This window comes from Streptomyces sp. NPDC017676, assembly GCF_044329325.1.
Taxonomy (GTDB): Bacteria; Actinomycetota; Actinomycetes; order Streptomycetales; family Streptomycetaceae; genus Streptomyces.
Genome location: NZ_JBIRJA010000005.1, coordinates 342250 through 354987, shown reverse-complemented (window position 1 = coordinate 354987; position 12738 = coordinate 342250). Strand labels below are relative to the sequence as shown.

At 73.8% G+C, this 12738-nt stretch carries 12 protein-coding genes and 1 tRNA gene; 7 read left to right on the top strand and 6 right to left on the bottom strand.

Features of this window, described 5'->3' with window-relative positions:
* Positions 1-66: 66 nt before the first annotated feature.
* Positions 67-444: a YchJ family metal-binding protein gene (locus ACH4LD_RS13825; protein WP_132786427.1), complete on the bottom strand. Its 378-nt coding sequence runs from the start codon at positions 442-444 to the stop codon at positions 67-69.
* 166 nt (positions 445-610) lie between these two features.
* Between ACH4LD_RS13825 and ACH4LD_RS13820 the strand changes: the two genes are divergently transcribed.
* The 3 genes from ACH4LD_RS13820 to ACH4LD_RS13810 are packed head-to-tail and all read left to right on the top strand — an operon-like array spanning position 611 to position 3362.
* Complete coding sequence (locus ACH4LD_RS13820) at positions 611-919, top strand: dsRBD fold-containing protein (RefSeq protein ID WP_398055755.1); 309 nt, start codon at positions 611-613, stop codon at positions 917-919.
* Between the two features lie 11 nt (positions 920-930).
* The gene (locus tag ACH4LD_RS13815; protein ID WP_398055756.1) at positions 931-2235 is read left to right on the top strand and encodes a phosphoribosyltransferase family protein; all 1305 of its coding nucleotides are present in this window, start codon (positions 931-933) and stop codon (positions 2233-2235) included.
* A gap of 8 nt (positions 2236-2243) precedes the next feature.
* Positions 2244-3362, top strand: coding sequence for a CapA family protein (locus ACH4LD_RS13810; protein ID WP_398055757.1), 1119 nt, complete (start codon positions 2244-2246; stop codon positions 3360-3362).
* Between the two features lie 10 nt (positions 3363-3372).
* Here ACH4LD_RS13810 and polX read toward each other — a convergent pair whose 3' ends face one another.
* Both polX and ACH4LD_RS13800 read right to left on the bottom strand, forming a co-directional pair.
* Positions 3373-5100 (bottom strand): DNA polymerase/3'-5' exonuclease PolX, encoded by a 1728-nt coding sequence (polX, locus tag ACH4LD_RS13805; protein ID WP_398055758.1) that lies wholly within the window; start codon positions 5098-5100, stop codon positions 3373-3375.
* Positions 5101-5162: 62 nt separating this feature from the next.
* A tRNA-Leu gene (locus tag ACH4LD_RS13800) sits at positions 5163-5250 on the bottom strand.
* A 211-nt stretch (positions 5251-5461) separates the two neighbouring features.
* Here ACH4LD_RS13800 and ACH4LD_RS13795 point away from each other — a divergent pair.
* The 3 genes from ACH4LD_RS13795 (at position 5462) to ACH4LD_RS13785 (ending at position 8149) form a co-directional block, all read left to right on the top strand.
* Positions 5462-6787 carry a M20/M25/M40 family metallo-hydrolase gene (locus ACH4LD_RS13795; RefSeq protein ID WP_103812366.1) on the top strand — a complete coding sequence of 442 codons (1326 nt, stop codon included), beginning with the start codon at positions 5462-5464 and terminating at the stop codon, positions 6785-6787.
* A 162-nt stretch (positions 6788-6949) separates the two neighbouring features.
* Positions 6950-7183, top strand: coding sequence for a chaplin ChpH (gene chpH, locus ACH4LD_RS13790; protein WP_014671723.1), 234 nt, complete (start codon positions 6950-6952; stop codon positions 7181-7183).
* Between the two features lie 117 nt (positions 7184-7300).
* Entirely contained in the window at positions 7301-8149 is an 849-nt protein-coding gene (locus ACH4LD_RS13785; RefSeq protein WP_398055759.1) for a chaplin family protein, read from the top strand.
* Between the two features lie 76 nt (positions 8150-8225).
* Here the strand turns inward: ACH4LD_RS13785 and ACH4LD_RS13780 are convergent, their stop codons facing one another.
* The gene (locus tag ACH4LD_RS13780; protein ID WP_014671721.1) at positions 8226-8414 is read right to left on the bottom strand and encodes a DUF5703 family protein; all 189 of its coding nucleotides are present in this window, start codon (positions 8412-8414) and stop codon (positions 8226-8228) included.
* 47 nt (positions 8415-8461) lie between these two features.
* On the opposite strand from ACH4LD_RS13780, the gene ACH4LD_RS13775 reads away from it, so the two are divergent.
* A complete protein-coding gene (locus ACH4LD_RS13775) occupies positions 8462-9172 on the top strand; it encodes a hypothetical protein (RefSeq protein WP_398055760.1) in 711 nt (236 codons plus the stop codon).
* Positions 9173-9336: 164 nt separating this feature from the next.
* Here the strand turns inward: ACH4LD_RS13775 and ACH4LD_RS13770 are convergent, their stop codons facing one another.
* Both ACH4LD_RS13770 and ACH4LD_RS13765 read right to left on the bottom strand, forming a co-directional pair.
* Positions 9337-11664 carry a helix-hairpin-helix domain-containing protein gene (locus ACH4LD_RS13770; RefSeq protein ID WP_398055761.1) on the bottom strand — a complete coding sequence of 776 codons (2328 nt, stop codon included), beginning with the start codon at positions 11662-11664 and terminating at the stop codon, positions 9337-9339.
* Positions 11661-12644, bottom strand: coding sequence for an aldo/keto reductase (locus ACH4LD_RS13765; protein WP_398055762.1), 984 nt, complete (start codon positions 12642-12644; stop codon positions 11661-11663). The genes ACH4LD_RS13770 and ACH4LD_RS13765 overlap by 4 nt, the downstream gene beginning before the upstream one ends.
* Positions 12645-12738 lie beyond the last annotated feature (94 nt).

Genomic DNA, 12738 nt, shown 5'->3' with positions numbered 1-12738 from the left:
GAACGCGCCGGGCAGCGGGACTCCCCACGGGCCGCCCGGCCTGTCACCGGGACACGCCCCTTCCCGCTACTCGCCCGGGAACTCCCCGTCCACGTACACCCACGCCCCGTCCACCCGCTCGAACCGGCTCCGCTCGTACAGCGAGCCGCCCCGGTAGGAGGCGCGGAACGTCACCGTGCCCGTGCTGTGGAAGGCGGACCCGTCGGCGGTGTCCAGGATCTCCAGCCCCGTCCACCGCATCCGCGGGTCGAGGTCCAGCCGCGCGGGCCGGGTCCGCGGATGCCACGTGCGCAGCAGATACCCCGCGTCCCCCTTGACGAACGCGCTGTACCGCGAGCGCATCAGCAACTCGGCCGTCGGCGCGGTCGCCGGGCCCGCGTGGAAACGGCCGCAGCAGGCGTCGTAGGACCGGGGAAGCCCGCAGGGGCAGGTGCGCGAGGTCATGGCCCCCATTCTGCCCGCGGCAGGGGAGGCGTCCGCCGCGGGTCGGGTGCACAGTGGAAGTGCCGGACTGGAGCGCCCCTCCGAGGGCGCGGGGAACTGCGCGACCAGCCACGACGGACCGGCGGCCCGTCGGCGGCACGATCCGCGGAGCGAGGTGGCTTTCACGATGACCGGACCCCTGAACAGCCGTCCCGCCGTCAAGGAATGGCGGCTGAACCTGTACCTGTCGGAGCACGATCCCGACACCACGGCCCGGATCATCCTCGACACCGGTGACAACGTCATCGAGAGCCACGCGGAGGCCCGCCGCAACCCCTACGACCGGGCGATGCCGGAGATCGGCGACGAACTCGCTGCCGGGCGCGCGCTCATCGCCATGGGCCGCATGCTGCTGCGCGCCGCCGACGGCGACATGAAGGCGACCGGAGCCGCCGACACGGACGCCCTGGCGCCGCTGTGGCAGCCACGGGAGTGAAGGAGCCCGTCGTGCACTTCACGAACCGCCTCGAAGCGGGACGCAGACTGGGCGAACGCCTGGAGTACCTCAGGGGCCAGGACGTCGTCGTGCTCGGGCTCCCACGGGGCGGGGTGCCGGTCGCCGCCGAGGTCGCCGAGGCGCTCGACGCGCCCCTGGACGTCTGCCTGGTGCGGAAACTGGGCGTGCCGTACCAGCCCGAGCTGGGCATGGGCGCGATCGGCGAGGACGGCGTACGCGTGATCAACCAGGAGGTGCTGCGCGGCACCGGGGTCTCCACCGACGACCTCGCCCGGGTCGAGGAACGCGAGCGCCGGGTGCTGGAGCAACGGGCCGCGCGCTACCGGGGCGCCGCACCCCCCGTCTCCGTCGCCGGACGGACCGCCGTCGTCGTGGACGACGGCGTGGCCACCGGCTCCACCGCGCGGGCCGCCTGCCGGATCGCCCGCGCCCGGGACGCCGCACGCATCGTGCTGGCCGTCCCCGTGGCCCCCCGGGACTTCGCCCGGCGCCTCGGCGGGGACGCCGACGAACTCGTCTGCCTGGACACCCCGTGGCACTTCGCCGCGGTCGGCCAGTTCTACGCCGACTTCGCCCAGGTCGACGACGAGGAGGTCACCGCCTGTCTGCGCCGGGCCGCGAGCAGGCACCGGCACACCGCGGGCGCCGGCTCCACCGACCGGGAGGTGACGGTGACCGCCGGCGGCGCCCGGCTGGGCGGACGGCTCACCGTGCCCGAGGACGCCACCGGCGTCGTGGCCTTCGCGCACGGCAGTGGCAGCAGCCGGCACAGCCCGCGCAACCGGTTCGTCGCCGAGGGGCTGCACCGGGCCGGCCTCGGCACCCTGCTGTTCGACCTGCTCACCGACGCGGAGGAGGCCGACCGGGGCAACGTGTTCGACATCGCCCTGCTGGCCGGACGGCTGCTGGACGCCACCCGCTGGCTGCGCGAGGAACCCGGCACCGAAGGGCTCGCCATCGGCTTCTTCGGCGCCAGCACCGGCGCGGCCGCCGCCCTGTGGGCCGCCGCCGACCCCGGCGCCCGCCCCGCCGCCGTCGTCTCCCGCGGCGGCCGGCCCGATCTCGCCGGACCCCGGCTGGCCGCCGTGACGGCACCCACCCTGCTCGTCGTCGGCGGCGCCGACCGGCAGGTCCTCGCACTCAACCGGGACGCGCAGGCACGGCTGCGGTGCGAGAACCGCCTGGAGGTGGTCCCCGGCGCCACCCACCTCTTCGAGGAGCCCGGCACGCTGGAACGGGTGACCGAGCTGGCACGTGACTGGTTCACGGACCACATGGCACCCGCGCACGTATAGGCCCCGCCATGGGCGAGAACGACGTCACCCTGTTCCTCGCCGGTGACGTCATGCTCGGCCGGGGCGTCGACCAGATCCTCCCGCACCCCGGCGATCCGGCCCTGCGCGAGGAGTGCGTCCGCGACGCCCGCGACTACGTGGCCCTGGCGGAGACCGCGAACGGACCGGTACCCCGGCCCGTGGACCCCGCCTGGCCCTGGGGCGAGGCACTGCCCGTCCTGGAGCGTGCCGCCCCGGACGTACGGGTCGTCAACCTGGAGACCGCTGTCACCCGGGACGGTGACTTCGCACCCGGCAAGGGCGTCCACTACCGGATGCACCCGGGCAACCTGCCCTGCCTCGCCGCCGTCCGCCCCGACGTCTGCGTCCTCGCCAACAACCACGTGCTCGACTTCGGTCCGTCCGGCCTCGCGGAGACCCTCGGCTCCCTCGCCGCCGCCGGACTGCGCACCGCCGGGGCGGGCCGGGACGCGGACGCGGCCTGGCGCCCGGCGGCCGTCCCGCTGCGACAGGGCGGACGCGTCCTGGTCTTCGCCTTCGGCATGCCGTCCAGCGGCATCCCGCACAGCTGGGCCGCCACCGCCGAACGCCCCGGCGTGGCCCTCGTCACCGCGCCGACCACCGCCGCGGCGAAGGACTTCGCCGACCGCCTGCGGCGCACCGGGCGGCGGCCCGGCGACCTCGTCGTCGCGTCCGTCCACTGGGGCCCCAACTGGGGCTACACCGCCTCCCGCGACGAGATCCGCTTCGCCCACGCGCTGATCGACGCGGGCGTCGACATCGTTCACGGGCACTCCTCCCACCACCCGCGCCCACCGGAGGTCTACCGGGACCGGCTCGTCCTGTACGGCTGCGGCGACCTCGTCGACGACTACGAGGGCATCGGCGGCTACGAGCGCTACCGCGACGACCTGCGGCTGCTGTACCTGGCGTCGGCCGAGCCCGGCACCGGCCGGCTGACCGGTCTGCGCATGGTGCCCCTCCAGGCGCGCCGGCTGCGACTGGAGCCCGCCTCCGCCGAGGACACCGCCTGGCTGCGCACGGTCCTCGACGGCTACGCCCGCCCCCTCGGCACCCGCGTCGAGCACGGCGACGGCGGCACGCTCACGGTACGGGCGCTGCGGTGACCCCGGACGCTCAGGTACGCCCGCCCTTGCGCAGGAACCTCCGCAGCCGGGTCAGCGTCCAGGTGTTGATCACTTCCTCCCCGGTGAGCCAGCCGCGCTGCGCGGTGGCCACGCCGTAGCGCAGCTGCGCGAGGTGCGGGACGGAGTGCGCGTCGCTGTTCACGGCGAACTTCACCCCGTGCTCCCGGGCCCGCAGGATGTCCTCGTCCCGCAGGTCCAGCCGGTCCGGCTGGGCGTTGACCTCCAGCGCGGTGCCGGTGCGCGCGCAGGCCGCGAACACCTCGTCCCAGTCGGCGTCGACCCCCGGCCGTTTCCCGATCAGCCGGGTCGTGGGATGCCCGATGATGTTGACGTACGGATGCTCACAGGCCCGCACCAGCCGCCGCGTCATCGCCGCCCGGCCCAGGTCGAAGTGGGAGTGCAGCGAGGCCACGCACAGATCGAAACCGGCCAGGAACTCCTCCGGCCAGTCCACCTCCCCGTCCGGACCGATGTTCAGCTCGGTGCCGTGCAGCAGCCGCATCCGGTGCCGGGTGCCGTCCAGCTCCCGCAGCCGCTCCCGCTGGGCGAGGATCTTCTCGTCCGTCATGCGCTGCATGTACAGGTTCGGCGCGTGGTCGGTGACCGCGTAGTACGCGTGACCGCGCCCGGCGGCGGCCTCCACCATCACCTCCAGCGAGGCCAGGCCGTCCGTGAGATCGGTGTGCGTGTGCAGGTCGCCGCGGATGTCCCGCTCGGTCACCACCTCGGGCAGCCCGTCGCCCAGCGCCGCCTCGATCTCCCCGCGGTCCTCGCGCAGCGTCGGCGGGATCCACGGCAGGCCGAGCCGCGCGTACACCTCCTCCTCGGTGCGGGACGCCACCGACTCCCCGCTCCCGGTGTCGAACACGCCGTACTCGGAGAGCTTCAGCCCCTGGTGCACGGCGATGGTCCGGGTACGGATGTTGTGCGCCTTGGACCCGGTGAAGTACTGCAACGCGGCACCCCACGACTCCGGCGGCACCACCCGCAGATCCAGCTGGAGCCCCTTGCCGGTGCGCACCGACGTCTTCTTCGTGCCCCGCGCGATCACCTCCGCGGTGACCGGCAGCTCGCACAGCGCGTCCATGAACGGCGCCGACCGCCGCGCCGAGACCAGCACGTCCAGATCGCCGACGGTCTCCCGCATCCGGCGCAGCGAACCGGCGTACGCGCAGCGCTCGCAGCCCGGCACGGCGGACAGTTCGGCGACGATCTCCTCGGCGGTGTCCAGCGCCAGCGACAGCGGCACCCGCGCGCCCGCCCGCTGGAGCAGCTCGATCCCGTGCCGGATGTTCTCCTGCGTCTTCTCGCCGAAGCCCTTCAGATCGGCCAGCGCGTCCGCCTCGATGGCCGCTGCCAGCTCGCTCACCGAGGAGATGTGCAGGTCCTCGTAGAGCCGCAGCGCCTTCTTCGGCCCGAGGGTCGGGATCGTGATCAGCTCCCGCACCCCCGCCGGGATCTTCGCCCGGCGCTCCTCCACCACGGCCATCGTGCCCGTGCGCAGATACTCGGCCACCTTCTCGGCGATCGACCGGCCCACGTTCGGGATCTCCCGCAGCCCGTCCGCGTCCAGCGTCGAGACGTCCACCGGATACCCGCCGATCGCCCGCGCCGCCTTCTCGTAGGCGCGCGCCTTGAACGCGTCGCCTCCGGTGATCGCGATGAGATCGGCGTACTCCTGGAGGAGCGCCTCGACCTCGTCGTTGCGACGGGCCACCCCTCAAGTCTAGGAAGCGGCGCCGGGGCACGCGAAAGGCCCCTGCCGAGCAGGGGCCTCACTGGTGTCCGAGGGGGGACTTGAACCCCCACGCCCGATAAAGGGCACTAGCACCTCAAGCTAGCGCGTCTGCCATTCCGCCACCCGGACAAGGTGTCTGTCGTGCGAGGTTTCCCCGGCGGGGTCTCCCTCGCGGCGACGAAGGAAACATTACCAGGCTTTCGAGGGTGCCTGATCACCCCCGTTCCGGGGCCGCTCGCGCGTGAACGGCGTGTGACGGGCCGGGACCGGTCTTGGGCCCGGGGCGGCACCGGAGAGAGGATGACAGGGACCACCAGCAGTGACAGTGGGAGGAAGCAGCGTGAGCGAGACGGACACGGCCAGGACCGTCACCGGCGAGGACGAGGTCGTGGACCTCTGCCGCGAGCTGATCCGGTTCGACACCAGCAACTACGGCGACCACTCCGGCCCCGGCGAGCGCAAGGCCGCCGAGTGGGTCGCCGAGAAGCTCGCCGAGGTCGGGCTGGAGCCGAAGATCTACGAGTCCCACCCCGGCCGCGCCTCCACGGTGGCCCGCATCGAGGGCGAGGACCCGTCCCGGCCCGCGCTGCTCATCCACGGCCACCTGGACGTCGTACCGGCCAACGCGGTCGACTGGACCCACCACCCGTTCTCCGGTGAGATCGCCGACGGCTGTGTGTGGGGACGCGGGGCCGTCGACATGAAGGACATGGACGCCATGACGCTGGCGGTCGTCCGCGACCGGCTGCGCAGCGGGCGCCGGCCCCCGCGGGACGTCGTCGTCGCCTTCCTCGCCGACGAGGAGGCCGGCGGCACGTACGGCGCCCGCTACCTGGTCGACAACCACCCCGAGCTGTTCGAGGGCGTCACCGAGGCGATCAGCGAGGTCGGCGGCTTCTCCTTCACCGTGAACGAGCAGCGGCGGCTCTACCTGATCCAGACGGCCGAGAAGGGCATGCACTGGATGAAGCTGACCGTGGCCGGGACCGCCGGGCACGGCTCGATGATCCACCGGGACAACGCCATCACCGAGCTCTCCGAGGCCGTCGCCCGGGTCGGCCGGCACACGTTCCCGGTCCGGGTCACCAAGACCACCCGGGCCTTCCTCGACGAACTGGGCGACGCGCTCGGCACCGAGCTGGACCCGGAGGACATGGAGTCCACCCTCGCCAAGCTCGGCGGCATCGCCAAGCTCATCGGCGCGACCCTGCGCAACACCGCCAACCCCACCCAGCTGACCGCCGGCTACAAGGTCAACGTCATCCCGGGCGAGGCCACCGCGCACATCGACGGACGGTTCCTGCCCGGCCACGAGGAGGAGTTCCTCGCCGACCTCGACCGGCTGCTCGGCCCGAAGGTCCGCCGCGAGGACGTGCACGCGGACAAGGCAGTCGAGACCACCTTCGACGGCGCCTTGGTCGAGGCCATGCAGGCCGCCCTGCTCGCCGAGGACCCGACCGCCAAGGCGATCCCGTACATGCTCTCCGGCGGTACCGACGCCAAGTCCTTCGACGACCTCGGCATCCGCGGCTTCGGCTTCGCGCCGCTGAAGCTGCCGCCGGAGCTGGACTTCGCCGGCATGTTCCACGGCGTCGACGAGCGGGTGCCGGTGGACGGCCTGCAGTTCGGTGTGCGGGTGCTCGACCGCTTCATCGACGCGTCCTGAGTCCGGGCCCCGCCCGGGGCGCGCACCCGGGTAATCGGGCAGCCGTACGAGATCGACTGAGAAGGGTGAATGCGACGATAGGCTCGTAGCTTCATCAGTCCCTCCTCGTTACATCCGATGTGACCCCGCGCCTTGGGGTCGCATTGCCAACTAGGAGGAAGAATGATCAAGAAGGTCGTCGCTGCTGCGGCTGCCACCGGTGGGCTGGTTCTCGCGGGCGCGGGCCTGGCCGTCGCCGACTCCGGTGCCCAGGGTGCCGCCGTGCACTCCCCGGGCGTCGTCTCCGGCAACGTCATCCAGGTGCCCGTGCACGTCCCGGTGAACGTGTGCGGCAACACGATCAACGTGATCGGGCTCCTGAACCCCGCCTTCGGCAACGCCTGCGTCAACAAGTGACGCCGGCTCCCTGAGGGGCGTCTTTTACGAGCCGTCGGCCTCGGAGCGCGCGCCATGCGCTCCGGGGCCGACCGGTCTTCACGGATCGAAGACAGGGAAGGCAGGGGGGATCTCAGCATGCGACAGGGCACGCGCAAGGGCCTGATGACCATGGCCGCCGCGACCGGTGTCATCGCCGCCGCGGGCGGCTACGCACACGCCGACTCGGGCGCGGCCGGCTCCGCCGGGGGCTCACCCGGCGTACTGTCCGGCAACACGGTGCAGGTGCCCGTGCACGCGCCGGTGAACATCTGCGGCAACACCGTGAACGTCGTCGGGCTCCTGAACCCGTCGGTGGGCAACAAGTGCGCCGACCACGGCGGCGCCCCGGGGGGTCACCACGGCGGCTCGCACGCGGGCGGCCACACCGGCGGATCGCCGGGTGTCGGCTCCGGCAACACTGTGCAGGTGCCGATCGACGTCCCGGTGAACGTGTGCGGCAACAGCGTCGACGTCATCGGGGTGGGGAACGCCGCGGTGGGGAACGACTGCGCCAATGAAGGCGGGTACGGCAATCCGCCCGGGAAGCCGGGGCACCCTGGTCACCCGGGGCATCCCGGGCACCCGGGGGAGCCCGGCCATCCGGGGAAGCCGGGGGAGCCCGGTCATCCGGGGAAGCCGGGGGAGCCTGGCCAGCCGGGGAAGCCCGGTGAGCCTGGGCAGCCGGGTCATCCGGGGGAGTCCGGTAAGCCCGGCAATCCGGACCACCCCGGCACCGGCAGCGGCTCCCAGACCGGCAACGGCGGTTCCGGGACGCACGGTACGTCCCAGGTCGAGGCCCAGGTGGGCCGCTCCGGCCAGCCCGTGGGCACGGCCCAGCTCGCCCACACGGGCAGTGAGGTGCCGCTCGGCGTCGCCCTCCCGGCCGGCGCGGGCGCGCTGCTCGCGGGCGCGGTGCTCTACCGCAAGGCGCGCGCCAGGGTCTGACCCGGAACGGAGCGGGCCCCGCCATGCCGGCGGGGCCCGCTCCGTTCAGCTGTCCACACTCATTCTGTGATCACGGTCACCATGTCGCGCGCACTTGGCGGATGATCCGTCGGCGCAACCGCACCCTGCGGCTGCCGTCGCGCAACAGGCTCAGTCGGTCCAACTCCCAGTGTCCGTACTCGGCATGGTCCGTCAGCAGACGTGTGGCCTCCTTGCGGGAGACCCCGCGAGGTACGTACACGTCGACAAATTCGTATTCCGGCATCGCATCTATTGTGCGGGCTGGTGCCCGGTACGGATAGCGTCTGCACTATGTCTGATGCTGCGCAGCCCACCGCTGCCGAGGTACGCGCCGCCGCCGAGGCCGTCAAGACCGCGCTCGACCGCCATCTCGCCGCGGTCGAACGCAGGTCGGGGGAGGACGACCCGGCCGTGTCCGAGGCGTTCAACCAGCTGGCCGCTGCCGCCGAGGCGTACGACGAACTGCTCTACGACCGCTACGACGAGGTCACCCCCTTCGAGATCCCCAGCGCCGAGGAAGCGCTGCCGCCGTACGCGGGCCCGGAGGAGCCGAACGCGATCAGTGTGCTGATCCGCCGCGACTACACCGTGGCGGAACCCCAGCGGCTGCTGGCGCAGGCCCAGCGGGTCGAGGCGGCGGAGTACGACGACGTCGTGGACGAAGACGATGCCGCCGGGACGGTCCCGGGGGCGCTGGGCATCCTCTTCGGCGAGTTCGAACCGGACGAGATCGCCTCCCGGCACAAGGAGTTCGGCCTGGAGGAGGGCGACTCCACGCTCTGGGTCACCGCGGCCGAGGAGGCGCCCGAGGCCGGGGAGTGGCTGGAGGCGCCGTTCGAACACATCGATCCGCAGCAGGTGGTGTGCCGGTTCGATGTGAGCGCGGTGTTCGACGACGAGGTCTCCGACGACGAGGACGACATCGACTTCGTCGACGAGGACGAGGAAGAAGAGGACGGGGACGAGGACGGGGAGCTGGAGCCGATCAAGGCCGAGAAGTGACAGGACGGACCTGACCGTGGAGGCGGTGCCGTGGGCCTGGGGCCGGTACGGCACCGCCGGACTCCGCCGCCGCGACTGATCGCCGGTCGCGACTGATCGCCGGTCACGGCGGAGGAGGACGCGCGCGGAGGAAGGCCCGCTGCGGAAGGCGCGCGGGCGAAGACTCAGGTCGCCGGGAGCTGTGTGCGCAGGAGCGTCTGCAGGCGGGTCGTGCGTGGCTTGGCCGGGACCTCCGCCACCGCCTTCGGCAGGGCCTGTTCCACGCCGTGCACGACGGACAGGTGCCGTTCCGCCCGGCCGAACGCCGTGTACACCCAGGGGCGGCTGAGGGCCTGCGCGGCATCGCCGGGCAGGACGACGACGGCCGCCGGCCAGCGGGTGCCCACCGCCTGGTGCGCGGTCAGCGCCCAGCCGTGCCGGACGCTGCCCTCCACCCGCTCGCGCGGTACGACGACGGGGGCGCCGGCGCACGACAGGTGCAGTCCGTCGGCGTCGGCCTTCACCACCACACCCGGTACCGTGCGCCCCGGCGCGGGGGAGTAGGCGATCCGGTCGCCGGGGTCGAAGCCCCCGAACCGGCCGGGGCCGGGGTTGAGGCGCTCCTTCAGGGCGGAGTTGAGGGCGCGGGTGCCCGCGGCGCCGCCGTGGCCCGGGGTGATCACCACGGTCTGGTCGGCCGGGACGCCGATCGCCCGTGGCACCGAGTCCGCGACCAACTGCGCCGTCCGGTGCACGGCCTCGCCCGCGTCCCGCACCGGCACGATGACGATCTCCTTGCCCGGCGCGGCGACCTGGTTCAGCTCGCCGACGCCGATGCCGGAGACCAGCTCGCCGAGCGGGCCGGGGTCGGGGACGCGGGAGGCGATCTGCGGGCAGGCACGGGCCGCGAGCAGGTCGGCGAAGACGCGGCCCGGACCGGCCGACCACAGCACCCCGGGGTCGCCGGCGAGCAGCAGCCGGGCACCGTCCGGCAGCGACTCGACCAGCATGGCGGCGCTCTCCACGTCGAGCTGGGGCGCGTCCGGCACGATCAGCAGGTCGAGTTCCAGGGCACCCTCCGCGTCGCGGCCCGGACCCTCGGCACCGGACAGCAGCCCCGCGACCGTGCCCACGCCGTGCTCCGCCGGCTCCCCGCCCAGCCGCTCCGCCAGACGCCGGCGCCCGTCCGGGGTGTGGCAGGCGGCGAAGGCGCGCAGGCCCGCCGCACGGGCGGCACCGAGCAGCGCGGCCGGTTCGGCGCGGGCCGCCTCCCCGCCGGTGTGCAGCACCAGGCCGTGCCCGGCGACCGCGCGGGCCAGCTCGGCCGCACCGCCGGACAACCCGGCCGCGGTCGCCTCCCAGGCCTGCCCGGCCTCCTTGGCCACGGAGTTGACCAGCCGGGCCAGGCCGTCCGCGAGGCTCTCCTCGGCCAGCGCGTACCGCTCCAGGCCGACGAGGACCCGGACCGGCCGCTCCCGCTCCTCGTCGGTGTCCTCGTCGCCTGTCCGGGGCGCGGCGGCGCCGGGCTCCTCCAGGGCGTCCTGGAACACCAGCGCCTCGCCCTCGGCGAGCGCGCCCTGCACCGCCGCGTCCGGGTCAGGGACGCCCTGCTTGCCGAGCGCCGCGGTGAGCGTGGGCAGCTCCAGGGCGGTGTGCCCGGCCACGGCCGCCTGCTCCAGCAGCCAGACGGTCAGCGCGCGCCCCCGCCGCTCGTCGTCCGGGCCGCAGGCCGCGCCGAGCAGCGCCCGGGCGAAACCGTCGGCCTGGTCCGGCCGTACGCCGCCGACCCGGAGGAGCTGCCAGGGGTCCTCCCGGAGCGCGCTGTCGGCGCCCTCACCGAGGGCCGCGGCGACCTGGGGAGCCAGGGTGTCGGGTGCGCCGCCCTCGGCCAGTACGCGGCGCACGGCGTCGACGGTCTGCGGCGCGGGGCCGCTGGGCGTGACGGGGGCGGGGGCCGGCTGGGGCCTGCGCACCGGTTCCGGGGCGGGGCGGCGCGGTGCCGGTGCGGGCTCCGCGAACACCGTGGCCACCGGCTTCTCGCCGCTCTCCACGGCCCGCACCGCCGCGAGCAGGTCGGCCGCCTTGCCGCTGAGCTTGGTGCCGCTGTCGATCGGGCCCCTCTTCTCGGCCTTGCGCCGCTCGATCCGCTCCCGCTCGACCCGCTGCGCGGCCAACTCGGCCTCCGCCTCGGACAACTCGGCGGCACCACCGTCGGCAGCGGAGGCGCCGCCCTCGGCAGCGGAGGCGCCACCCTCCGCAGCCGCGCCACCCTCGGCAGCGGCGCCACCCTCGGCAGCGGCGCCACCCTCGGCAGCGCCTGAGCCGCCGACGGCGTCCGCCCCGGCCGAGTCCCCGCTTAGGGCCTCCACGCCCGAGTCACCGACGGCGCCCGCGTCGCCGGTGTCGGTCGTACCCTCGGCCGTGACGGACCCGTCGGTGCCCTGCTCCGTGGTCCCCGGTGTGTCCGGCGTCCCCGGCCCGGCTTCCTCCGTGGTCTCCGGCTCCGTGCTCACAGCGTGCTCCAGTCGTGATCGGGATAGCGGTGCACGGGCGCCGACACATCGTCCAGCGCCCGGCAGATCTCGTCAGGAAGACTAAGGGCCTCCACTGACAACGCCGCCGTGAGCTGCTGTGCGTTGCGCGCGCCGACGATCGGCGCGGCCACCCCGGGCCGGTCCCGCACCCAGGCGAGGGCCACCTGGAGCGGGGTGACCGCGAGCCCGTCGGCGGCCGTCGTCACCGCGTCCACGATGCGGGTCGCCGTGTCGTCCAGGTACGGCTCCACGAACGGCGCCAGATGCTCGGAGGCGCCGCGCGAGTCCGGGGGAGTGGTGTGCCGGTACTTTCCGGTCAGCACGCCCCGGCCGAGCGGCGAGGAGGGCAGCAGGCCCACTCCGAGGTCGAGCGCGGCGGGCAGCACCTCGCGCTCCACGCCCCGCTGGAGCAGCGAGTACTCCATCTGAGTGCTGGCCAGCCGGGTCCGGGCGCCCGGCGCGGCGAGTTGCCAGGTGGCCGCCTTGGCCAGTTGCCAGCCGCAGAAATTGGACACCCCCGCGTACCGGGCCCGGCCGCTGCCGACCGCCAGGTCGAGGGCGTGGAGCGTCTCCTCCAGCGGGGTGTCGGGGTCGTAGGCGTGGACGTGCCACAGGTCGACGTAGTCGGTGCCCAGGCGGGCCAGGGAGGCGTCGAGCGCGGCGAGCAGATGGCCTCGGGAGCCGTCGAAGCGGCGGTCGGGGTCGGGCACGCTGCCCGCCTTGGTGGAGATGACCAGGTCACGGCGCGGCACCAGGCCGTCCATGAGCTGGCCCAGCAGGTACTCCGCCTCCCCGTCGCCGTACACGTCCGCGGTGTCGACCAGGGTGCCGCCGGCCTCCCAGAACGCCTTCAGCATGTCCGCGGCGTCGTGCTCGTCGGTGTCCCGGCCCCAGGTGAGGGTGCCGAGTCCGATCCGGGACACGCGCAGGCCGGTCCGGCCGAGATGCCTCTGCTCCATGCCCGCGAGATTACTGGCCAGAACCGGTGCGGTGGGTTGCCTGTGGACAACCCGTCCGGGCTGCTCCGAAGGGCCCGGGGACCTGTGTGACCGG